The following is a 22,144-nucleotide window of genomic DNA, read 5'->3' on the forward strand; positions in this document are numbered from 1 at the left end:
GGGGGCGCGCGGGGGGGGGGGGACCAGGGGGGGGGGGGGGGGGGCGTCGGGGGTGGCGCGGGGGGGGCGGGGGTGGGGGGGGGGGTGGGGGGGGGGGGGGGGGGGGGGGGGGGCGGGGGGGGGGGGGGGGGGGGGGCGGGGGCGGGGGGGGGGGGGGCGGGGGGGGGGGGGGGGGGGGGGGTGGGGGGGGGGGGGGGGGGGGCCCCCCCCCCCCCCCCCGCGGCGGCATCAGACTTCCAGCGAGGCCAGGTCGCCCTTCGACTCCAGCCAGCCCTTGCGGTCGGAGGCGCGCTTCTTGGCCAGCAGCATGTCCATCAGCGAACTTGTCTGTTCGCGATCGTCCACGGTCAGCTGCACCAGCCGGCGCGTATCCGGGTGGATGGTGGATTCACGCAGCTGCGGCGGGTTCATCTCGCCCAGGCCCTTGAAGCGGGTCACGTTGATGGCGCCCTTGATCTTCTCGCGTTCGATCTTGTCCAGCATCGAGCGCTTTTCCTCTTCGTCCAGGGCGTAGAACACCTGCTTGCCCACGTCGATGCGGAACAGCGGCGGCATCGCCACGAACACGTGGCCGGCATCGACCAGCGCCGGGAAGTGCTTCAGGAACAGTGCGGTCAGCAGCGTTGCGATGTGCAGGCCGTCGGAGTCCGCGTCGGCCAGGATGATGACCTTGCCGTAGCGCAGGCCGCTGATGTCATCCTTGCCCGGGTCGCAGCCGATGGCGATGGCCAGGTTGTGTACTTCTTCCGAGGCCAGCACGCTGTTGGACGAGACTTCCCAGGTGTTCAGGATCTTGCCGCGCAACGGCATGATGGCCTGGAAGTCCTTGTCGCGGGCCTGCTTGGCGCTGCCGCCTGCCGAGTCACCTTCCACCAGGAACAGCTCGGTGCGCGACAGGTCCTGGCTGATGCAGTCGGCCAGCTTGCCGGGCAGGGCCGGGCCCTGGGTGACCTTCTTGCGGACGACCAGCTTCTCGGTCTTCAGGCGTGCGCTGGCACGCTCGATGGCGATCTGCGCGATCTTCTCGCCCAGCTCCACGTTCTGGTTCAACAGCAGGCTGAAGGCATCGTGGGCGGCGCCTTCAACGAAACCGGCTGCCTGGCGCGAGGACAGGCGTTCCTTGGTCTGGCCGCTGAACTGCGGGTCGGTCATCTTCAGCGACAGCACGAACGACACGCGGTCCCACACGTCTTCCGGGGCCAGCTTGACGCCACGCGGCAGCAGGTTGCGGAAGTCGCAGAACTCGCGCAGCGCCTCGGTCAGCCCGGTACGCAGGCCGTTGACGTGGGTGCCATGCTGGGCGGTGGGAATCAGGTTGACGTAGCTTTCCTGCACCAGTTCACCTTCCGGCAGCCAGGCCACGGCCCAGTCCACCACCTCGGTGTCCTTCTTCAGGTTGCCGACGAACAGGTCGGCCGGCAGCGATTCGCGCTCGCCCAGTTCCAGCTTCAGGTAATCGCGCAGGCCGTCTTCGTAGTACCAGGTGTCGACTTCGCCGGTGGCCTCGTCGGTCAGCTTGACGGTCAGGCCCGGGCACAGCACGGCCTTGGCGCGCAGCAGGTGCTTGAGCGCGCGCACCGCGAACTTCGGCGTATCGAAGTACTTCGGGTCCGGCCAGAAGCGCACGCGGGTACCGGTGTTCTTCTTGCCGACAGTGCCGACCACTTCCAGCGGGGTGGCGCGGTCGCCGTTGCGGAAGGTGATGCGGTGTTCGGCGCCTTCGCGCTTGATGTGCACTTCCACCAGGGTCGACAGCGCGTTGACCACGCTGACGCCGACGCCGTGCAGGCCGCCGGAGAAGGTGTAGTTGTTGTTGCTGAACTTGCCGCCCGCATGCAGGCGGGTGAGGATCAGCTCGACGCCCGGGATCTTCTCTTCCGGATGGATGTCCACCGGCATGCCGCGGCCGTCATCGCTGACCTCCACGCTGCCGTCCTTGTACAGGGTGAACTCGATCGAGCGGGCGTGGCCGGCGAGGGCCTCGTCCACCGAGTTGTCGATCACTTCCTGCGCCAGGTGGTTCGGGCGCGCGGTGTCGGTATACATGCCGGGACGGCGCTTGACCGGGTCAAGGCCGGACAGGACTTCAATATCGGCGGCGTTATAGCGGGCGTTCATCTATCTTCTAAAGCGCGGAGCGACGCGCAAGTGTGCGGTCTGTGCGCCGAATTTGCACGCCTGCGGTTCAGCCTCGGCGGCGGGGAGGGGGTAAAATGGCAGTCGCTGGAATCTGAACGCCGGCGACCCCCGTTGGGTCGAAACATCCAAGCCATACCGCGAGGAGGACCTCATGAAGAAGTTGCTGACCATTGCGATCCTGGCCGCTGCCGCCGTTGCAGTGCCGCTGGTGGTGGCGCAGAACGCCGGCCAGCCGGCCCCGCAGCAGGGTGACCAGGCCGACAAGGCGCAGGCCGAAGCCGATGCCAAGGCCAAGCGCCGCGCCCAGGCCAATGCCGAAATGAAGGCGCAGGGCCAGCCGGCCCCGCAGCAGGAAGAGGAAGAAGAGGCGAGGAAGAAGAAGTAATCCTTCCACCCTCCGAAGCCCTTGCCGCAAGGGATTCGCCCCCCGACGCCCCGCCCAGCGGGGCGTTTCTTTTGGGTGATGGCCGCAACTGCCTCTTGGGTTGGCGGCCATCAATCTGTAAACTATGGCTTTCCGGGAGTAAGTGCGTGTCCACCCTTTGCGAATGGGCTGGCACGACCATGCGTGGTCGCCAGCAATACGGGTCGCAGGTGACGGTCGATATGACCGGCACGGCCGCCCCGACCTCGCAGGGTGGTCCCCGTCCGGCGCCTGCCGCCGCACGGCCCAGCACCTCCCTCGCTGCCCCAGCGAACCGGAAAACCCCCTTCAAGCTCCATGCCCGCCCTCCGGGTGCGCGTGGTGCTGCCGTTTTCCATTTCCAGACAGGATGCTTGCAGCCATGACTCCCTTGATTTTCGTAACCGGCGGCGTGGTGTCCTCGCTCGGCAAAGGCATTGCCGCTGCGTCACTGGCCGCCATTCTCGAAGCCCGTGGCCTGAAGGTCACGATGATGAAGCTCGACCCGTACATCAACGTCGACCCGGGCACCATGAGCCCGTTCCAGCACGGTGAGGTCTACGTCACCGACGACGGCGCCGAGACCGACCTCGACCTGGGCCACTACGAGCGCTTCGTGCGCACCCGCCTGAGCCGCAAGAACTCGGTCACCACCGGCCGCATCTACGAGAACGTGATCCGCAAGGAGCGCCGCGGCGACTACCTGGGCGCGACCGTGCAGGTCATTCCGCACATCACCGACGAGATCCGCCGCTGCATCGATGAAGCCACCGAAGGCTACGACGTGGCCCTGGTCGAGATCGGCGGTACTGTCGGCGACATCGAGTCGCTGCCGTTCCTGGAAGCGATCCGCCAGGTGCGCACCGAGCGTGGCCCGGAGAAGGCGCTGTTCATGCACCTCACCCTGGTGCCGTACATTGGCGCCGCCGGTGAGCTGAAGACCAAGCCGACCCAGCATTCGGTGAAGGAGCTGCGCTCGATCGGCATCCAGCCGGACGTGCTGCTGTGCCGCTCCGAGCAGGCGGTGCCGGATTCTGAGCGACGCAAGATCGCCCAGTTCACCAACGTTTCCGAGCGTGCCGTCATCAGCGTGCCGGACGTGGACGTGCTGTACCGCATTCCGTCGGGCCTGCATGCGCAGGGCCTGGACGAGATCGTGGTCAACCAGCTGAAGCTGGCTGACAAGGCCGGTCCGGTCGACCTGTCGATGTGGGAAGACGCGGTCGATGCGACCCTGCACCCGCTGGACGAAGTGACCATCGCCGTGGTCGGCAAGTACGTCGACCACCAGGACGCCTACAAGTCGGTCGGCGAAGCCCTCAAGCACGGCGGCCTGCGCCAGCGCACCAAGGTCAACCTGAAGTGGCTGGAAGCGCAGGATCTGGAAGGCACCGACATGGCCGCACTGGCCGATGTCGACGGCATCCTGGTGCCGGGTGGCTTCGGTGACCGCGGCTTTGAAGGCAAGGTGCTGACCTCGAAGTTCGCCCGCGAGCAGCAGGTGCCGTACTTCGGCATCTGCTACGGCATGCAGGCGGCGGTGGTGGACTACGCCCGCAACGTGGTCGGCCTGGAAGGCGCCAACAGCACCGAGAACGATCGCCAGTCGCCGAACCCGGTGATCGGCCTGATCACCGAGTGGCGCACCGCCACCGGCGATGTCGAGAAGCGCGACGACAAGAGCGACCTTGGCGGCACCATGCGCCTGGGCCTGCAGGAACAGCGCTTGAAGCCGGGCACGCTGGCCCGCGAGCTGTACGGCAAGGACGTGGTCGCCGAGCGCCATCGCCACCGTTACGAGTTCAACAACCGCTACCGCACCCAGCTGGAAGATGCCGGCCTGGTGATCGCCGGCAAGTCGATGGATGACACCCTGGTGGAAGTGGTCGAGCTGCCGCGCGATGCGCACCCGTGGTTCCTGGCCTGCCAGGCGCACCCGGAATTCCTGTCCACGCCGCGTGACGGCCACCCGCTGTTCATCGGTTTCATCCGTGCCGCGCGCGAGCGCAAGGCCGGTGGCAAGCTGCTTTCCGAAGCGCGTGCCTGACTTGTGGATGGGGGCTTCGGCCCCCATCCTGCATGCTTCAACCCCCAGCGCACCGGCCCGTCCGGTGCTGCGGACAACAAGGAAACGCCATGAAACTGTGTGGATTCGAGGTCGGGCTGGACCAGCCCCTGTTCCTGATCGCTGGCCCCTGCGTGATCGAGTCGATGCAGCTGCAGCTCGATACCGCCGGCAAGCTGAAGGAGGTCACCGACAAGCTCGGCGTCAACTTCATCTTCAAGTCCAGCTTCGACAAGGCCAACCGCACCTCGGGCACCGCCTTCCGCGGCCCGGGCATGGAAGAGGGCCTGAAGGTCCTGGCCGAGGTCAAGAAGCAGATCGGCGTGCCGGTGCTGACCGACGTCCACGAATACACCCCGATGGACGAAGTGGCCTCGGTGGTGGATGTGCTGCAGACCCCCGCGTTCCTGGTCCGCCAGACCGACTTCATCCGCAAGGTGTGCTCGGCCGGCAAGCCGGTCAACATCAAGAAGGGCCAGTTCCTGGCGCCGTGGGACATGAAGCCGGTCGTTGAGAAGGCCAAGGCCACCGGCAATGAGCAGATCATGGTCTGCGAGCGGGGTGCCAGCTTTGGCTACAACAACCTGGTCAGCGACATGCGTTCGTTGGCGGTGATGCGCGATACCGGTTGCCCGGTGGTGTTCGACGCCACCCATTCGGTGCAGCTGCCGGGCGGGCAGGGCACCAGTTCCGGCGGCCAGCGCGAGCACGTGCCGGTGCTGGCCCGTGCCGCCGTGGCGGTGGGCATCTCCGGCCTGTTCGCCGAGACCCATCCGGATCCGTCCAAGGCACTGTCCGATGGCCCCAATGCGTGGCCGCTGGACCAGATGGAAGCGCTGCTCGAGACCCTGATGGAACTCGATGCGGTGACCAAGAAGCACGGCTTCTCGCGCTTCGCGTGAGTCGTGACCCGTGGCTGGCGCTGGAAGCCCAGCGCCGCCGCCGGCACTGGAAGCAGTGGCCCTGGGGCCTGATTGCACTGGGCCTTGCCGTGCTGTTCACCGTGGGCATGTTCGGCCTGGTGCTGATCGGCGCAGCGTCCGTGCGGCCGCCGGGTGATGGTGGCAGCGCGCTCAATCTGCGCGCGTACTTCATCGGGCTGATGGTCGCAGAGTTGGTAGCGGCCATGGGCTGCGCCGCTGCGGCCGTACTGGCCTGGCGCCTGAACCGTGGCAAGGTGGCCGCCGGCCTGGCGATCATCCTGCTGTCGCTGTGGTTCGGCGCCCTGTTCTACGGAGTGCTTTGATGAATACGACCACGTCGGCGCGCGGCTGGCCCTGGGGGCTGATCGCTCTGGGCCTGGCCTTGTTGACCTGGATGGCCCTTGTGGTGGGCGTGCTGGCCTTCACGGCCGGCTTCCGGCCGCCGGGGGACGGAAACAACGGCGTGCAGGCCACGCAATGGTGGATGCTGGGCGCGTTGGTCACGATGGTGCTGTCCTTCCTGGGCTGCCCGGTGGCGATGGTGCTGGCCTGGCGTCGGCAGCGTGGCCCCATCCTGGCGGCGATTGCCGGTGCATTGCTGGTGATGCTGGTATCGATGGTCCTGATCGTGATCGGGTCCAGCTGGGGCTGAAGCGGCCTGCGCCATTTGGCAAGTGGCGGGCAGCCGGGGATAATCACGCGGCATTCGTTTTGTCGCCCCCTCTCCAGACAGGTAACCGGCCCGACCATGAGTACGATCCGCAGCATCCACGCCCGTGAAATCCTCGACAGCCGTGGCAACCCCACGCTGGAAGCCGAAGTCATCCTGGAGGACGGTTCGTTCGGTCGTGCCGCGGTTCCCTCCGGCGCCTCGACCGGCACCAAGGAAGCGGTCGAGCTGCGTGACGGCGACAAGACCCGTTACCTGGGCAAGGGCGTGCGCAAGGCCGTCGACAACGTCAACACCACCATTGCCGCCGCGCTGAAGGGCTTCGAGGCCACCGACCAGGCCGGCCTCGACCGTCGCCTGATCGACCTCGACGGCACCGAGAACAAGGGCCGCCTGGGCGCCAACGCACTGCTGGGTGTTTCGATGGCCGCCGCGCATGCCGCCGCCGCATCGAGCAAGCAGGCACTGTGGCAGTACCTGGCCGCCAAGACCGGCGTGACCCCGTCGCTGCCGGTGCCGATGATGAACATCATCAACGGCGGTGCGCATGCCGACAACAACGTCGACTTCCAGGAGTTCATGGTGCTGCCGGTCGGCTTCACCTCGTTCTCCGAAGCGCTGCGCGCCGGTACCGAAATCTTCCATTCGCTGAAGTCGGTGCTGAAGGGCCACGGCCTGAGCACGGCGGTCGGCGACGAAGGCGGCTTCGCGCCGGACTTCCGCAGCAACGTCGAAGCGCTGGACACCATCCTCGAAGCGATCGGCAAGGCCGGCTACACCGCGGGTGAAGACGTGCTGCTGGGCCTGGACGTGGCGTCCAGCGAGTTCTTCGAGAACGGCAAGTACAACCTGGTCGGCGAGAACAAGCGCCTGACCTCCGAGCAGTTCGTCGACTTCCTCGCCGACTGGGCCGCGCAGTACCCGATCATCACGATCGAAGACGGTCTGGCCGAGAACGACTGGGGCGGCTGGAAGCTGCTGACCGACCGCATCGGCAAGAAGGTGCAGCTGGTCGGTGACGACCTGTTCGTGACCAACCCGAAGATCTTCCAGGAAGGCATCGACTCGGGCACCGCCAACGCGATCCTGATCAAGGTCAACCAGATCGGCACCCTGAGCGAAACCCTGGAAGCGATCGCCATGGCCGACCGCGCCGGCTATGCTGCCGTGGTCTCGCACCGTTCGGGCGAAACCGAAGACACCACCATCGCCGACATCGCCGTGGCCACCACCGCCACCCAGATCAAGACCGGCTCGCTGTGCCGCAGCGATCGCGTGGCCAAGTACAACCAGCTGCTGCGCATCGAGGAAGCCCTCGGTGCTGGCGCGCGTTACGCCGGTCGTGACGCGTTCGTTTCGCTGAAGCGCTGAACCCATGCGCGACTGGCGCTGGATGCTGCTGGTGCTGGCCCTGCTGCTGGGCTGGCTGCAGTACCGCTTCTGGTTCGGTCCGGGCAATTCGGGCGAAGTGATGATGCTCGAAGCCCAGGTCGCCAACCAGGAGCGGGACAATGAGGGCCTGCAGCAGCGCAATGATGCGCTGGCTGCGGAAGTGAAGGACCTCAAGGAAGGCCAGTCCGCCATCGAGGAACGCGCGCGCAGCGAGCTGGGCATGATCAAGCCTGGCGAAAAGTTCTACCGCGTGGTCGAGGATGCGCCGGTCCAACCGCCGCAACCTGCGGCAGGTGTCAGTGCGCAGGTCGGCGAACACCCGGCGGACGTGCCATGAGTGCGGCGATCTGGGTCGTGGTTCCGGCTGCCGGCCGTGGCACCCGCTTCGGCGCGCCGTTGCCCAAGCAGTACCTGCAGGCAGGTGGGCAGATCCTGCTTGCCCATACCCTGGACGCCCTGCTGGCGCACCCGGCCGTGGCCGGGGCGATGGTGGTGATCGGCCAGGACGATGCCGACTGGCCCGGCTGGAACGAATGGGTGGGCAAGCCGGTGTTGACCTGCATTGGTGGCGCGACCCGCGCCGCTTCGGTGCTGGCAGGCCTGCAGGCGCTGCCGGAAACGGTGCGCGCGGATGAGTTCGTACTGGTCCACGATGCCGCGCGGCCGAACCTGTCGCCGGCCGATCTCGGCCGCCTGCTTGAGGTCGGCCGTGCCGACCCGGTCGGCGCGATCCTGGCTGCCCCGGTGCGCGACACGCTCAAGCGTGCGGGTGACGACGGCGGCATCGATGGCACCGAGCCGCGCGAGCGCCTGTGGCGCGCGCTGACCCCGCAGTTGTTCCGTCGCCATCAACTCAGCCGCGCGTTGTCCGAAGCCGCGGCCGCCGGTGTCGACGTCACCGACGAGGCGATGGCCATGGAGCGCCAGGGCCAGCGCCCGCTGCTGGTGGAAGGCAGCGAGGACAACTTCAAGGTCACCACCCCGGCCGATCTGGACCGGTTCGAATTCGTACTTTCCCGCCGCGCCAGCTGATTGCCCGCGCGGCCCTGCTGCAAGGGTTGCATCCATGAGCACCGCACCGTTCCCGCCCGTCCGCATCGGCCAGGGCTATGACGTCCATGCCTTCGGCGAAGGCGATCACATCATGCTTGGCGGCGTGAACGTTCCACACAGCTGTGGCGTGCTTGCGCACAGCGACGGCGACGTGATCCTGCACGCCTTGTGCGATGCGATGCTCGGTGCGCTGGCGCTGGGTGACATCGGCCAGCATTTCCCGCCCAGTGACGACCGCTGGAAGGGCGCCGACAGCAGCGATTTCGTCCGCCATTGCGACACCCTGCTGCGCGAGCGCGGCTGGCGTGTCGGCAACACCGACATCACCGTGATCTGCGAGCGGCCCAAGGTCGGCCCGCATGCCCTGGCCATGCGTGAGCGCATCGGCGAGCTGCTGCAGTTGCCGCTGGATACGGTCAGCGTGAAGGCAACCACGTCGGAGAAGCTGGGTTTCACCGGGCGCGGTGAAGGCATTGCCGCACAGGCGGTCGTGTTGCTGGTGGCGGCATGATCCCGCTGCCGCTCGCGTTCGGTGCGCCGTTGTTGACGGCGCGCATCCGCACCACGCCGGAAGATTTCCAGGTCGACGAGCTGCCCGCCTTCGAGGCCACCGGCGAAGGCGAGCACCTGTTGCTGCACATCCGCAAGCGCGGTGCCAACACCGTGCATGTGGCCAAGCTGCTGGCCAAGTGGGCCGGCCTGCCGGAAATGGCGGTGAGCTACGCGGGCATGAAGGATCGCCACGCGGTCACTACCCAGCGTTTCAGCGTGCACCTGCCCAAGCGCGTTGCGCCGGACCTGGCCGAGCTGGCCGGTGACGAGATCGAAGTGATCGAGTCCACATGGCACAACCGCAAGCTGCAGCGTGGCGCACTGGCTGGCAACCGCTTCAAGCTGGTGCTGCGCGAGGTGCAGGGTGATGCCACTGCGATCAGCGAGCGCCTGCAGCAGATTGCCGGGCGCGGCCTGCCGAACTGGTTCGGTGAGCAGCGCTTCGGCCGCGACGGCGGCAACGTGCCGGCGGCACTGGCGATGTTCGGTGGCCGCCGCATGCGCAAGGACCAGCGTTCATTGCTGCTGTCGGCGGCCCGCTCGGCGCTGTTCAACCGTGTGCTGGCCGCGCGCGTGGAGCAGGGCAGCTGGGATCAGCCGCTGGACGGTGAAGTGTGGATGCTCGATGGCAGCCGCAGCGTGTTCGGACCCGAGCCGTACACCGACGTGCTGGCCGAGCGCCTGACGCGTTTCGACATCCATCCCAGCGCGCCGCTGTGGGGCGAAGGCGAGCTGCGCAGCACCGAAGCGGCACGCGAGCTGGAGCTGGCCGCGCTGGACGACGAGGAATCGAAGGCGCTGCGGGCCGGCCTGGAAGACGCGCGCCTGAAGCAGGAGCGCCGCGCGCTGCGCCTGCGCCCGGCGCTGCTGCAGCACCAGTGGCTGGCCGATGACGTGCTGGAGCTGTCGTTCGCATTGCCGCCCGGCTGCTACGCGACGGCCGTGCTGCACGAGCTCGGCCCCGTCGAAGACGCTTCGCAGGCCTGACCAGGGCGCGCGGTTTTCGCGCGCCGCTGGAAGAGCAGTCGACTGACAGTCGACTCTACACCGCTGTGCTGCACGAACTCGGTTCGGCCTGAGCAGGGCGCGCGGTAGAGTCGACTGTTAGTCGACTTGCGCGCGCAGCGCGGGGTATTCGCGTGCCGCTGGAAGAGCAGTCGACTGACAGTCGACTCTACCTGGATGCATGGCGTCCCCTTTTTTCATCGTCGCGCCAGCAGCACCAGCACCGCGCCGGTGCCGCCTTGTCCGGTCGGCGCCGAATGGAAGGCCAGCACGTCGTTGCGCAGCCGCAGCAGGCGATCGACCAGGTTCTTCAGCACCGGCGCGCCACCATCGGACTGCAATCCCTTGCCATGGATGATGCGCACGCAGCCGTACTCGTGTGCATGCGCCTCCAGCAGGAACTGGCGCAGCAGCGTCTGTGCCTGCGCGGCAGTGGCACCATGCAGGTCCAGTTCGTCCTGCACCGAATACTGGCCACGCTTCAGGCGCTGGAACAGGCGCGGCGGCAGGTTGTCGCGGCGATAGCTGGCCACGTCGCCGGCTTCCAGCGGGGAGCTGTCGCGCAGCAGCCGAGCGAACTCGCCGGCCGCTTCGGCCTCGTCGCGTTCGGCCATGCGCGCGCGCGGCTTCGGCCGGGGCGCGGCGGGGGCCGGCTCGGCATCCTTGCGCAGCGGCGTCACTTCGCCGATGGCCGCACGGAACAATGCGGCCGGATCTTCGTCTTCAGGGTGCGACATGCGCACAGGGTAAACCGCCGGCGCAGGTCTGCCTATGACGGTTCAATGTCGGTCGTGACCGCCGGCAGGGTAGGACCGGCGGCTCGCATGCGGCACAATAGATGATGCCCTTGCAGGGTCGACGGCTTCCGCAGGGAGCACGACGGTCCCGCCCACACTGCACGGTGACGGAATCGAATTCTTGGAAAATCAAGCGGTTAAATCGAAGATGCGAATCCTGGTGAGTAACGACGACGGTGTCGACGCCGCAGGCATCCGGATGCTGGCCTCGGTGCTGCGCGAGGCTGGACACGAAGTCACGGTGGTCGCACCCGACCGCGATCGCTCCGGTGCCAGCAACTCGCTGACCCTGGACCTGCCGATCCGCCTCAAGCGCATCGACCATTACACCGTCTCGGTGGCAGGTACGCCCACCGACTGCGTGCACCTGGCGCTGACCGGCCTGCTTGAATTCGAGCCCGACATTGTCGTGTCCGGCATCAACAATGCTGCCAACCTCGGCGATGACGTGATCTATTCCGGCACCGTCTCGGCGGCGATGGAAGGTCGTTTCCTCGGCTTGCCGGCGGTTGCTGTTTCACTGGTCAGCCGCAATCACGACCCGAAGCATTTCGAGACCGCAGCGCGCGCCGCGGTCGAGATCGTTGCCCGGCTCAAGGCCGATCCGCTGCCCGCCGACACCATCCTCAACGTCAACGTGCCGGACCTGCCGTGGAACGAGGTCAAGGGCTTCGAGGTCACGCGCCTGGGCAACCGCCATCGCGCCGAAGGCTGCATCGCGCAGAAGGACCCGCGCGGCAACGAGGTCTACTGGATCGGCCCGGCCGGTCGTGAGCAGGACTCCGGCCCTGGTACCGATTTCCACGCGGTACGCACCGGCCACATCTCGATCACCCCCATCCAGGTCGACCTGACCCGCTACCAGGCCCTGGAGAAGGTGGCCAGCTGGGTCGGCGGCCTCAGCGCCGCGCTGGACCAGCCGGCATGAGTCCACGCCTTCGCCTGCAACCGGAAGCCGTTGGTATCGGCATGACCTCGCAGCGCGTGCGTGACCGCCTGGTCGATCGCCTGCGCGAGGCCGGCATCGTCGACGAGTCGACCTTGAATGCGATCCGGGTGGTGCCACGTCATCTGTTCATCGACGAAGCGCTTGCGTCACGCGCCTACGAAGACACCGCCCTGCCGATCGGCCACGGCCAGACCATTTCCCAGCCGTGGGTGGTGGCGCGCATGACCGAAGCCGTGCTGCAAGTCTCGCCGAAGAAAGTGCTGGAAGTCGGTACCGGTTCCGGCTACCAGGCCGCCGTGCTCGGCGCGCTGGGCCTGGAAATCTACACCGTCGAGCGCATCGGCGACCTGCTGCGGCAGGCGCGCAAGCGCTTCCGTGCGCTGGGCATGAACATCCGCACCAAGCATGACGACGGCCGCGCCGGCTGGGCCGAGCATGGCCCGTTCGATGCCATCGTGGTCACCGCTGCAGCGCCCGCACTGGTCGATGAACTGGTCGGGCAGCTGGCCGAGGGCGGCCGCCTGGTGGCGCCGGTCGGTGGGCCGGGCGGGCAGTCGCTGGTGCAGCTGGACCGCAAGGCTGACGGCAGCATCGAACAACGCGTGCTGGCGCCGGTCACCTTCGTGCCGCTGCTGTCCGGCATGCTCGACTAATCCACGGAGCAGGGTTGCATGAAGATTTTCGGGCCGCTGTACGAGCGGGCGATGAAGTGGGCGGCGCACGAACGCGCGCCGACCTACCTGACGGTGTTGAGCTTCTTCGAGGCGATCATCTTCCCGGTGATGCCGGAAGTGATGCTGGCGCCGATGTGCGTGGCCCAGCCCAAGCGCGGCTGGTGGTTCGCCACCCTCAGCCTGGCCGGCTCGATGGTCGGCGCGCTGGTTGGCTATGCACTGGGTCATTACGCCTTCGAGGCGATCAAGCCGCTGTTCGAAGCGCTGGGCATGCTGCCGGCCATCGAGCAGGGCATCACCACCGTGCAGGCGAAGATGGCCGAGTCGCCCTGGGCGGTGTTCACCTTCCTGGTGCTGGGCGGCTTCATGCCCATCCCGATGAAGGTCTTCACGTGGGCATCGGGTATCGTCGGTGTACCGATGCCGCAGTACCTGTTGAGCATGCTGATCGGTCGTGGCAAGCGCGTGTTCGTGCTGGCTGCGGTCATCCGTATCGGTGGTGCGCGTGCTGAAGCGGCACTGCGTCGCTGGATTGAACCGCTGGGCTGGATCGCCACCGCGTTGGTGGTGGTGCTGATCGCCTGGCTTGTATGGAGGTCGAAGTTCGCATGAATCCTGATCGTCTGAGCAAGGGAGTGCGCATCGGCGCGCTGGCGTTGCTGGTTTCAACCCTGGCCGCCTGCGGCACCGCCACCGTGGTCCGCCCGGGCGGCGGCAGCACTGGTGGCGTGACCACGCCGAAGACCTCGGTGCCCAAGCCCGGGCAGACCGTGGTGGTGCGCAAGGGCGACACCATCTATGCGCTGGCCCGCATCCATGACATCACTCCGGCCGACCTGATCGCCTGGAACAGCCTGGACAACCCGTCGACCATTCATCCGGGCCAGGTGATCCGCCTGTATCCGGCCGGTGCCAGCGGTGGCCGCGCGCCGACCACGGTGGTGACCCCGCCGCGTTCCGGCGGTGGCAGCACGGGCAGCACCACGCCAGCCCCGGCGCCGGTCGGCCCGGTGAAGAGCAACATCGCCTGGCGCTGGCCGGCTGACGGCGCCATCGTTGGCCGCTACGTGGCCGGTGACGCAACCAAGCAGGGCGTGGATATCGCCGGCACCAGCGGCCAGGCGGTGAAGGCCACCGCCAATGGCGTGGTGGTGTACTCCGGTGCCGGCCTGGTCGGTTATGGCGAGCTGATCATCATCAAGCACAGTGACCAGTGGCTGTCGGCCTATGGCCACAACCGCAAGCGCCTGGTGAACGAAGGCCAGAGCGTGAAGGCCGGTGAGCAGATCGCCGAAATGGGCCGTACCGGTGCGAACCGCGACATGGTCCACTTCGAGATCCGCTACAACGGCAAGCCGGTCGACCCGCAGCAGTATCTGCCGGCGCGCTGACGCAGGCAGAGACGGGCAGCGCCACATGTAGAGCCGAGCCATGCTCGGCTGCTCTTCGCTGCGATGCGGCGCCGCCCGAGCGTGGGCTCGGGCGCTACAGAGTCGAGTGTGATCCAGGGTAGCGCCGGGCCATGCCCGGCGGCACCACGTCAGCCTTCGAGAATGAAGGCGGCGGCAACCTTGCGGCCTTCGCCTGCAAGGATGTTGAAGGTGCGCGCGGCGGCCGGATTGTTCATCACTTCCAGGCCGATCCCGCGCGACAGGCAGGCCGCCATCACCACCGCCGGCGGGAACACCTGGCGGTCGCCGGTGCCGAGCACGATCAGTGCCGGGTTCAGCGCCAGGATCGGCTCCAGGTCGGCCAGCTGCAGTTCGGTGGCCTGCTTCACCGGCCAGCGCTCGACCAGCTGGTCCGGGGTCAGGAAGAAGCTGCTGCCCAGCACCAGCTCGTTGACCCGGGCCGAGCGGCCATCGGCGGCGCGCAGGCTGTAGGCGTAATCCGGCGGTTCGTGGTTCAGCTGCATGGCAGTCGGGCGATCAGCCGCGCGGCAGCACGATCTGGCGCTGTTCCTTGCTCGGGCGGTACAGCACGGCGACGTGGCCGATGCGCTGCACCAGCGCGCTTTCGGTGGCTTCGACGATCTCGCCGATCATCACGTCACGTGCGTCGCGGTCTTCGGCAGCGACCTTCACCTTGACCAGCTCGTGGCGCTCCAGCACTTCGTTCAGCTCAGCGATGAAGGCCGGGGTCACACCCTTGCCGCCGGTCTGCAGCAGGGCCTTCAGGTCGTGGGCTTGGCCGCGCAGGAAACGGGTCTGGGAGGCGGTCAGGGCGATGGACATGCAGGAAAACACGGTTGAATGGGGCGATCAGGGTATCATGAGGACCCCATCAGCCCCTATTTTCAATGGCTACCCGCAGCAAAAGCAGCCAGCGCTGGCTCAAGGAACACTTCTCCGACCCCTTCGTGAAGAAGGCGCAGGCCGAAGGCATGCGCTCGCGCGCCGCCTACAAGCTCGAAGAGCTGCTCGAACGTGACCGGTTGCTGAAGCCGCACATGGTGGTGGTCGACCTCGGCGCGGCGCCGGGTGGCTGGTCTCAGCAGGTGCGGAGACAGATCGGCGACACCGGTCGCGTGCTCGCCTTGGACATCCTGGACATGCCGCCGCTGGCCGGTGTGGAGTTCCTTCATGGTGACTTCAGGGAAGAAGCCGTCCTATCACAGTTTGAAGCCATGCTCGGGGACCAGCCGGTAGACCTTGTGCTGTCGGACATGGCCCCCAATAAGAGTGGTGTGGGCGCGGTTGACCAGCCGCGGATGATGCACCTGGCGGAGCTGGCCCTGGATTTTGCCGACAACCACCTGAAGACCGGTGGGGCGTTCCTGATCAAGCTGTTCCAGGGTGAAGGCTTTGACGACTACGTGCGCGACATGCGCCGCCGGTACGACAAGGTCTCCATCCGCAAGCCGGAGGCCTCGCGCAAGCGCTCTCCCGAGGTGTATGCCTTGGGTCAGGGAAAACGCGCCCACATGAAGTAAGCTCGCAACGTACGCAAGTTCGACCCCAACGCAACGCCAGCACTGAGAGGAACACCGGAGCCAATGAGGATGAACGACTTGACCAAGAACCTCCTGCTATGGGTGGTCGTCGCCGTCGTGCTGATGGTGGTCTTCCAGAGCTTCTCGCCCAAGTCCTCCGGGGCCGGGGCGCAGGGCGCGTCGTATTCGCAGTTCCTGGACCAGGTGGACAGCGGCAACGTGCAGAAAGTCGCTTTCGGCGGCGACATGCGCGGCGGCACCAGCCAGCTGACCTACACCACCCGCGGTGGGCAGTCGTCCACCATCACCGCGCCGTTCGATCGTGACCTGATCAACGTGCTGCGTACCAAGAACGTGGAAATCGTGCAGGAGGAGCCGTCCAGCGGCATTTCCCTCGGTGCGATCCTGATGAATTTCCTGCCGGTCATCCTGATCATCGGCTTCTGGTTGTTCATCATGCGGCAGATGCAGGGCGGTGGCGGCGGTGCCAAGGGCGCGATGTCCTTCGGCAAGTCGCGCGCCAAGCTGCAGGGCGAAGACCAGATCAAGGTCACCTTCGCCGATGTCGCCGGCTGCGACGAGGCCAAGGAAGAAGTAGGCGAGCTGGTCGACTTCCTGCGCGACCCGTCCAAGTTCACCAAGCTGGGCGGCAAGATTCCGCGCGGCGTGCTGATGGTCGGCCCGCCGGGTACCGGCAAGACGCTGCTGGCCAAGGCCATCGCCGGCGAAGCGAAGGTGCCGTTCTTCTCGATCTCCGGTTCGGACTTCGTGGAAATGTTCGTCGGCGTTGGCGCCAGCCGCGTGCGTGACATGTTCGAGCAGGCCAAGAAGCACGCGCCGTGCATCATCTTCATCGACGAAATCGATGCCGTCGGCCGCCATCGCGGTGCCGGCCTGGGCGGTGGTCATGACGAGCGCGAGCAGACCCTGAACCAGCTGCTGGTCGAGATGGACGGTTTCGAAGGTGGCGAAGGCGTGATCGTGATCGCCGCGACCAACCGTCCGGACGTGCTGGACCCGGCGCTGCTGCGCCCGGGCCGTTTCGATCGCCAGGTCGTGGTCGGCCTGCCGGACGTGAAGGGCCGCGAGCACATCCTGAAGGTCCACATGCGCAAGCTGCCGCTGGCCGACGATGTCGAGCCGATGGTGATCGCGCGCGGTACCCCGGGCTTCTCCGGCGCCGACCTGGCCAATCTCTGCAACGAGGCCGCCCTGTTTGCCGCACGTGGCAACGAGAAGGAAGTCCGCATGGACCACTTCGACCGTGCCCGCGACAAGATCCTGATGGGTGCCGAGCGCCGTTCGATGGCCATGAGCGAGGAGGAGAAGACCCTCACCGCCTACCACGAAGCCGGCCACGCCATCGTTGGCCGCCTGGTGCCCGAGCACGACCCGGTCTACAAGGTCACCATCATCCCGCGCGGCCGCGCGCTGGGTGTGACCATGTACCTGCCGGAAGGCGACAAGTACTCGATGAACCGCGTGGCCATCAAGTCGCAGCTGTGCTCGCTGTACGGCGGCCGCGTGGCCGAGGAGTTGATCTTCGGTGCCGACAAGGTCACCACCGGCGCCTCCAACGACATCGAACGTGCCACCAAGATGGCCCGCAACATGGTCACCAAGTGGGGTCTTTCCGATCAGCTTGGCCCGATCGCCTATGGCGAAGAGGACGACGAAGTGTTCCTGGGCCGTTCGGTCACCCAGCACAAGAGTGTCTCCAACGACACCGCGCGCCGCATCGACGAGGAAGTGCGCAACATCCTCGACGAGGCCTACGCACGCACCACCGAGCTGATGACGGCCAACCTGGACAAGCTGCACGCGATGTCCCAGCTGCTGCTGCAGTACGAGACCATCGACGCGCCGCAGATCGACGCCATCATGGAAGGTCGCGATCCGCCGCCGCCGGCTGGCTGGAACAAGTCGAACAAGGATGGTGGCGACGACAAGGGCGGCGACGCCCGTCCGCTGCCGCCGATCGCAGGCCCGGCCGAATCGCACTGATGGCCTGCTGCAGGTGACACCAGACGAGGCCGGGGCAACCCGGCTTCGTCGTTTCCGGGCCCCCGGCCCCTCTGCTCAACTGAACTGATGCTGGAGTCTGCATGTCCGCCCCGAAGCCCGAACCGATTTCCCACACCGTCGAAATGGTCATCGCCACGGTGGTCGGCGTGGGTGTGGGCCTTGGCGCCGACAACCTGCTGCTGGGCTGTGTGGTGGGTATCGCCGTTGGCATCGTGCTGAGCATTGCCAAGACCCTGTACGTGGACCGCAAGCGCCGCCGCCGTTGAGGGGTATCGGCAGGGCTGCGCCCTGCACCTGCCGAAGCTTCAAGCAACGGCCGAAGCAACAGCAGAAGCTGGCTGTCCGTGGGATGGCGGGGCGGTGTGGGCAGGCAGGACACGCCGTAAACCCCGCTCCGCGGTCCGGCCCAGCCGCTGGCGGCTGTGCGTTCGGGCGCTTGCGAAGCAGTGCTTCGCAAGCAAAGCGCCCTCACCCATGGGGGCTCGATGGCGCCATCCATGGCGCCAACGGTCCTGCCTGCCCACACCGCCCCACCTCTGACAGATTTCGGCAGCTGCTGGTAGGTGTCGACCTTGGTCGACACGGTAGATCCACGCCATGCGTGGAGACATTTCGATTCCAATTCGAAATGTTTGATTCCGATGGAGATTCATCCACGCATGGCGTGGATCTACTGCAGATCGCGGAAATCTGTCGAAGGCGGGGTGGGGGGGGGGGGGGGGGGGGGGGGGGGGGGGGGGGGGGGGGGGGGGGGGCGCCGGGGGGGGGGGGGGGGGGGCGCCCCCCCCCCCCCCCCCCCCCCCCCCCCCCCCCCCCCCCCCGCCATTCTTCAGTAAACCCGCTGTTGCTCCGGCTGTTGCTGTCGCTCTGGCCTCGGCGGGTGCAGGGCGCCGCCCTGCCGAACTAAACTACCCGCCGTTGTCCCTGCAGGATTGCCCATGTTCGATACCTCGCCCCAGCTCGATTGCGCCGGCCGCATCCTGCGCCTGGACCGTGCCCGGGTCATGGGCATCGTCAACGTCACCCCGGACTCGTTCTCCGACGGCGGCGCGCACGACACAACCCAAGCCGCAGTCGCGCACGGCCTGAAGCTGGTGGAGGAGGGCGCCGACCTGCTCGACATCGGTGGCGAATCGACCCGTCCGGGCGCTGCGCCGGTATCGGTCGAGGAAGAACTGCGCCGGGTGATTCCGGTGATCGAGCAGTTGGCCGCGCGCAGCGCCGTGCCGATCAGCATCGACACCTTCAAGCCGGAGGTGATGCGCGCAGCCGTGGCGGCCGGCGCCGGCATGATCAACGACATCTATGGCCTGCGCCAGGACGGCGCATTGGAAGCCGCTGCCGACGTCGGCGTGCCGGTGGTGCTGATGCACATGCGGGGTGAGCCGGGCCATATGCAGGCCGATCCGCACTACGACGATGTGGTTGCCGAGGTGCACGGTTTCCTTGTGCAGCGGCTGTTCGCTGCGGAAATGGCCGGTATCGCCAAGAAGAATCTGCTGATCGATCTCGGCTTCGGTTTCGGCAAGACCACCGCCCACAACATGACCCTGCTGGCACGCTCCGAGCGCTTCCTGGAACTGGGCGTGCCGATGTTGGCCGGCTTGTCGCGCAAGCGCAGCCTCGGCGAACTGACCGGCCGCGACGCGCCCTCCGAGCGCGTGGCTGCCTCGGTGGCCGCACACCTGATTGCGGTCCAGCGCGGTGCGCGAATCGTTCGCGTGCATGACGTGGCAGCCACCGTGGATGCGCTGAAGATCTGGCAGGCCGTCGACGCCGTGCCTACGCCGCGTGCTGATGCCACGCCATCGATCCGCTGGCCGGACGAAGACTGATGGGCATCGACCGGCGGCCGCTGGCGATCGCCGTGATGGGGCCGACTGCCAGTGGCAAGACCGCCACGGCGATCGCCCTGGCGCGGCAGCTGGACGGCGAGATCGTCAGCGTCGATTCGGCGCTGGTCTACCGCCATCTGGATATCGGTTCGGCCAAGCCCGACGCCGCCGAGCGTGCGCAGGCGCCACACCATCTGCTGGACCTGCGTGATCCGTGGCAGACCTATTCGGCGGCCGAGTTCGCCGCCGATGCCGGCCGGGTCGTGGCCGACATCGTGGCGCGTGGCAAAACGCCGATCCTGGCCGGTGGCACCGGCCTGTACTTCCGTGCGTTGCTGCAGGGCCTGTCGCCAATGCCGGAGGCCGACCCGGCAATGCGCGAGGTGCTCAGCGCCGAAGCCGCCGAGCGCGGCTGGGCGGCCCTGCATGCTGAACTGGCCGAGGTCGATCCGGCTGCGGCCGGGCGCATCCATGCCACCGACCCGCAGCGCATCCAGCGGGCGCTGGAGGTCTACCGCCTGACCGGTACCCCCATTACCGAATGGCAGCGTCGGCCGGGCGTGGCACCCTTGCCGGTGCGCACCCTCAAGCTGATCCTGGCTCCCCGTGACCGCGCGGTGCTTCACCAGCGGATCGAAGCGCGCTTCGACGCCATGCTGGCGCAGGGCTTCCTTGACGAGGTACGGGCACTGCGCGCGATGCCGGAAATGGCTGCCATGTCGGCGCCATTGGACCTGCCGGCGGTGCGCGCGGTCGGCTATCGCCAGGCCTGGGAGTACCTGGACGGGGAGGGCGATGCCGCCCGATTCCGTGACAAGGCGATCTTCGCCACCCGGCAACTGGCCAAGCGCCAGCTGACCTGGCTGCGCGGCGAGCTTGATGCGCGCTGGTTCGACCCCCATGTGGATGGAGAGCGCCTGGCCGGCGCGGTGTCGACCTTCGTCGCACGCTGACCCCCCGCCAGCCGTGTAACATCATCGGTCGGCGGGCGGCTCGGGGGCCGTGGCAACCGTCGGCAACCCAATAAGAACAATAATCAGGAGTGTGCAATGTCCAAGGGGCAATCGCTGCAGGATCCTTTCTTGAACGCACTGCGGCGCGAACGCGTGCCGGTTTCGGTGTACCTGGTCAACGGCATCAAGCTGCAGGGCACGATCGAGTCGTTCGACCAGTTCGTGGTCCTGCTGCGCAACACGGTCAGTCAGATGGTTTACAAGCACGCCATTTCCACGGTCGTTCCGGCACGCAACGTGAAGGTCGGTCCGGGCGGTGGTTATGTGCAGTCGGGTGAAGGTGGTCAGGCAGGTGATGAAGCAGACGAGTAAGACCGGAGCGGTGAATGTTTGACCGCTCGAAAAAGGGTGAACACGCCCTGTTGATCCAGCCCCATTTCGGCAAGCTGGAAGACGATGTGCTGGAAGAATTCGGTGATCTGGCCCGCTCGGCTGGGGCCAGCATCGCCGCGACCATTACCGCACGCCTGGACCGTCCCAATCCGTCGACCCTGATCGGCAGCGGCAAGCTGGACGAGATCAAGGCAGCGGCCGACGCCAGCGGTGCCGACCTGATCCTGGTCAACCATGCCTTGAGCCCAGGCCAGGAGCGCAACCTGGAACGTTTCCTGGAGCGCCGGGTGATCGACCGTACCGGCCTGATCCTGGACATCTTCGCCCAGCGTGCGCACAGCCACGAAGGCAAGCTGCAGGTCGAGCTGGCGCAGCTGCGTCACCTGGCCACGCGGCTGGTGCGCGGCTGGACCCACCTGGAGCGCCAGCGTGGCGGTTCGATCGGCCTGCGCGGCCCGGGTGAAACCCAGCTGGAAACCGACCGCCGCCTGCTGCAGAAGCGGGTCGAGCAGCTGCAGAAGCGTCTGGAAAAGGTCGAAGTGCAGCGCACCCAGATGCGTCGTGCGCGCGTGCGCAGCGAGCTGCCGCGCGTGGCCCTGGTGGGCTATACCAACGCCGGCAAGTCGACCCTGTTCAATGCCATGACCGGCGCCGAGGCCTACGCCGCCGATCAGCTGTTCGCCACACTGGACCCGACCGTGCGCCGCATCGCGGTGCCCGGTGGCAACGTGGTGCTGGCCGACACCGTCGGTTTCGTCCGCGACCTGCCGCATGACCTGGTCGCCGCGTTCCGCTCGACGCTGTCGGAGGCACGCGAGGCCGATTTCCTGCTGCACGTGGTTGACGCCGCCGATCCGCACCGCGAGGAGCGCATCGCTCAGGTGGACGAAGTACTGACCGCCGTCGGTGCCGGTGACCTGCCGCAGCTGCTGGTGTTCAACAAGATCGACCGCATCGAGGGTGCCGACGTCCGCCACGACGGCCAGGATGGCATCCCGGACGAATCGCGCCGCGAGCGGGTGTGGATTTCCGCACGCGACGGGCAGGGCCTGGAGCTGCTGCAGGCGGTGCTGGGCAAGCGCCTGGGCCTGCAGCACGTCACCGGCGAACTGCGCCTGCCACCCGATGCCGGTCGCCTGCGCGCGCGGCTGCACCAGCTGGAAGTGATCCGCAGCGAACAGGCGGATGAAGAGGGCTGGCTGCTGCAGGTTGACCTGCCGATCGCCGAAGCCGAAAAGCTGGCCGCCAGCGCCGACGGTGCACCGATCCGGTCGCTGCTCCCGGAGAAGCTGCCGGAGTGGTGAGATAGCGCCGGGCCATGCCCGGCGGCTGCCATTGCGGTGGTGCGCGACATGAGGCTGTCATCTGCGGTACAACGTGCAGG

The 22,144-nt window shown here is 67.1% G+C and carries 25 protein-coding genes; 21 read left to right on the forward strand and 4 right to left on the reverse strand.

The window, feature by feature from the left end; translation table 11 throughout:
- Positions 1-228: 228 nt before the first annotated feature.
- Positions 229-2,118 carry a DNA topoisomerase IV subunit B gene (parE, locus tag QRO91_RS12065; RefSeq protein ID WP_285310407.1) on the reverse strand — a complete coding sequence of 630 codons (1,890 nt, stop codon included), beginning with the start codon at positions 2,116-2,118 and terminating at the stop codon, positions 229-231.
- 172 nt (positions 2,119-2,290) lie between these two features.
- Here parE and QRO91_RS12070 point away from each other — a divergent pair, with 172 nt between their 5' ends.
- The 10 genes from QRO91_RS12070 to truD all read left to right on the forward strand — a co-directional run bounded on the left by QRO91_RS12070 (position 2,291) and on the right by truD (position 10,184).
- Entirely contained in the window at positions 2,291-2,524 is a 234-nt protein-coding gene (locus QRO91_RS12070; protein WP_049429546.1) for a hypothetical protein, read from the forward strand.
- Positions 2,525-2,924: 400 nt separating this feature from the next.
- Complete coding sequence (locus tag QRO91_RS12075) at positions 2,925-4,589, forward strand: CTP synthase (protein ID WP_005408998.1); 1,665 nt, start codon at positions 2,925-2,927, stop codon at positions 4,587-4,589.
- 89 nt (positions 4,590-4,678) lie between these two features.
- Complete coding sequence (gene kdsA / locus QRO91_RS12080; RefSeq protein ID WP_014036736.1) at positions 4,679-5,509, forward strand: 3-deoxy-8-phosphooctulonate synthase; 831 nt, start codon at positions 4,679-4,681, stop codon at positions 5,507-5,509.
- A complete protein-coding gene (locus QRO91_RS12085; RefSeq protein WP_049429548.1) occupies positions 5,506-5,853 on the forward strand; it encodes a hypothetical protein in 348 nt (115 codons plus the stop codon). The genes kdsA and QRO91_RS12085 overlap by 4 nt, the downstream gene beginning before the upstream one ends.
- Positions 5,853-6,182 (forward strand): hypothetical protein, encoded by a 330-nt coding sequence (locus tag QRO91_RS12090; protein WP_197620673.1) that lies wholly within the window; start codon positions 5,853-5,855, stop codon positions 6,180-6,182. The genes QRO91_RS12085 and QRO91_RS12090 overlap by 1 nt, the downstream gene beginning before the upstream one ends.
- A gap of 96 nt (positions 6,183-6,278) precedes the next feature.
- Positions 6,279-7,571 carry a phosphopyruvate hydratase gene (gene eno, locus QRO91_RS12095; RefSeq protein ID WP_049429549.1) on the forward strand — a complete coding sequence of 431 codons (1,293 nt, stop codon included), beginning with the start codon at positions 6,279-6,281 and terminating at the stop codon, positions 7,569-7,571.
- Between the two features lie 4 nt (positions 7,572-7,575).
- On the forward strand, positions 7,576-7,929 hold the full coding sequence (ftsB, locus tag QRO91_RS12100; protein ID WP_100443622.1) for a cell division protein FtsB: 354 nt from the start codon (positions 7,576-7,578) through the stop codon (positions 7,927-7,929).
- Complete coding sequence (ispD, locus tag QRO91_RS12105) at positions 7,926-8,624, forward strand: 2-C-methyl-D-erythritol 4-phosphate cytidylyltransferase (protein ID WP_049429579.1); 699 nt, start codon at positions 7,926-7,928, stop codon at positions 8,622-8,624. Before ftsB ends, ispD begins: the two co-directional genes overlap by 4 nt.
- Positions 8,625-8,658: 34 nt before the next feature.
- Positions 8,659-9,156: a 2-C-methyl-D-erythritol 2,4-cyclodiphosphate synthase gene (gene ispF / locus QRO91_RS12110; RefSeq protein ID WP_049429578.1), complete on the forward strand. Its 498-nt coding sequence runs from the start codon at positions 8,659-8,661 to the stop codon at positions 9,154-9,156.
- Complete coding sequence (gene truD / locus QRO91_RS12115) at positions 9,153-10,184, forward strand: tRNA pseudouridine(13) synthase TruD (RefSeq protein WP_049429577.1); 1,032 nt, start codon at positions 9,153-9,155, stop codon at positions 10,182-10,184. Before ispF ends, truD begins: the two co-directional genes overlap by 4 nt.
- Positions 10,185-10,399: 215 nt before the next feature.
- Here the strand turns inward: truD and QRO91_RS12120 are convergent, their stop codons facing one another.
- On the reverse strand, positions 10,400-10,939 hold the full coding sequence (locus tag QRO91_RS12120; protein WP_049429576.1) for a Smr/MutS family protein: 540 nt from the start codon (positions 10,937-10,939) through the stop codon (positions 10,400-10,402).
- Between the two features lie 208 nt (positions 10,940-11,147).
- On the opposite strand from QRO91_RS12120, the gene surE reads away from it, so the two are divergent.
- From surE to QRO91_RS12140, 4 genes are read left to right on the forward strand one after another with little or no spacing between them, the layout of a single operon-like run.
- Entirely contained in the window at positions 11,148-11,927 is a 780-nt protein-coding gene (gene surE / locus QRO91_RS12125) for a 5'/3'-nucleotidase SurE (protein ID WP_012510655.1), read from the forward strand.
- Positions 11,924-12,601 carry a protein-L-isoaspartate(D-aspartate) O-methyltransferase gene (locus tag QRO91_RS12130; RefSeq protein WP_049429575.1) on the forward strand — a complete coding sequence of 226 codons (678 nt, stop codon included), beginning with the start codon at positions 11,924-11,926 and terminating at the stop codon, positions 12,599-12,601. The genes surE and QRO91_RS12130 overlap by 4 nt, the downstream gene beginning before the upstream one ends.
- A gap of 18 nt (positions 12,602-12,619) precedes the next feature.
- Complete coding sequence (locus tag QRO91_RS12135) at positions 12,620-13,234, forward strand: YqaA family protein (RefSeq protein ID WP_014036746.1); 615 nt, start codon at positions 12,620-12,622, stop codon at positions 13,232-13,234.
- Complete coding sequence (locus QRO91_RS12140) at positions 13,231-14,013, forward strand: peptidoglycan DD-metalloendopeptidase family protein (protein ID WP_049429574.1); 783 nt, start codon at positions 13,231-13,233, stop codon at positions 14,011-14,013. Before QRO91_RS12135 ends, QRO91_RS12140 begins: the two co-directional genes overlap by 4 nt.
- A 149-nt stretch (positions 14,014-14,162) precedes the next feature.
- Here QRO91_RS12140 and QRO91_RS12145 read toward each other — a convergent pair whose 3' ends face one another.
- Entirely contained in the window at positions 14,163-14,537 is a 375-nt protein-coding gene (locus QRO91_RS12145) for an Mth938-like domain-containing protein (RefSeq protein ID WP_010485970.1), read from the reverse strand.
- Positions 14,538-14,550: 13 nt separating this feature from the next.
- Positions 14,551-14,856, reverse strand: a complete 306-nt coding sequence (yhbY, locus tag QRO91_RS12150; RefSeq protein WP_004152868.1) for a ribosome assembly RNA-binding protein YhbY — start codon at positions 14,854-14,856, stop codon at positions 14,551-14,553.
- Positions 14,857-14,921: 65 nt separating this feature from the next.
- On the opposite strand from yhbY, the gene rlmE reads away from it, so the two are divergent.
- The 7 genes from rlmE (at position 14,922) to hflX (ending at position 22,064) form a co-directional block, all read left to right on the forward strand.
- Positions 14,922-15,554, forward strand: a complete 633-nt coding sequence (gene rlmE, locus QRO91_RS12155) for a 23S rRNA (uridine(2552)-2'-O)-methyltransferase RlmE (RefSeq protein WP_005409014.1) — start codon at positions 14,922-14,924, stop codon at positions 15,552-15,554.
- Positions 15,555-15,623: 69 nt separating this feature from the next.
- A complete protein-coding gene (gene ftsH, locus QRO91_RS12160) occupies positions 15,624-17,558 on the forward strand; it encodes an ATP-dependent zinc metalloprotease FtsH (protein ID WP_049427664.1) in 1,935 nt (644 codons plus the stop codon).
- A 101-nt stretch (positions 17,559-17,659) separates the two neighbouring features.
- Positions 17,660-17,845, forward strand: coding sequence for a hypothetical protein (locus QRO91_RS12165; protein ID WP_008265807.1), 186 nt, complete (start codon positions 17,660-17,662; stop codon positions 17,843-17,845).
- A 672-nt stretch (positions 17,846-18,517) separates the two neighbouring features.
- Entirely contained in the window at positions 18,518-19,414 is an 897-nt protein-coding gene (gene folP, locus QRO91_RS12170; protein ID WP_049428125.1) for a dihydropteroate synthase, read from the forward strand.
- Positions 19,414-20,367 carry a tRNA (adenosine(37)-N6)-dimethylallyltransferase MiaA gene (gene miaA, locus QRO91_RS12175; protein WP_049428127.1) on the forward strand — a complete coding sequence of 318 codons (954 nt, stop codon included), beginning with the start codon at positions 19,414-19,416 and terminating at the stop codon, positions 20,365-20,367. Before folP ends, miaA begins: the two co-directional genes overlap by 1 nt.
- Positions 20,368-20,463: 96 nt before the next feature.
- Positions 20,464-20,739, forward strand: a complete 276-nt coding sequence (gene hfq / locus QRO91_RS12180; protein ID WP_004152891.1) for an RNA chaperone Hfq — start codon at positions 20,464-20,466, stop codon at positions 20,737-20,739.
- Positions 20,740-20,753: 14 nt separating this feature from the next.
- Complete coding sequence (gene hflX / locus QRO91_RS12185) at positions 20,754-22,064, forward strand: ribosome rescue GTPase HflX (protein ID WP_049428128.1); 1,311 nt, start codon at positions 20,754-20,756, stop codon at positions 22,062-22,064.
- Positions 22,065-22,144 lie beyond the last annotated feature (80 nt).

It is taken from the genome of Stenotrophomonas maltophilia group sp. Smal32 (assembly GCF_030237085.1).
In the GTDB taxonomy this organism is placed as follows: Bacteria; Pseudomonadota; Gammaproteobacteria; order Xanthomonadales; family Xanthomonadaceae; genus Stenotrophomonas; species Stenotrophomonas maltophilia_Q.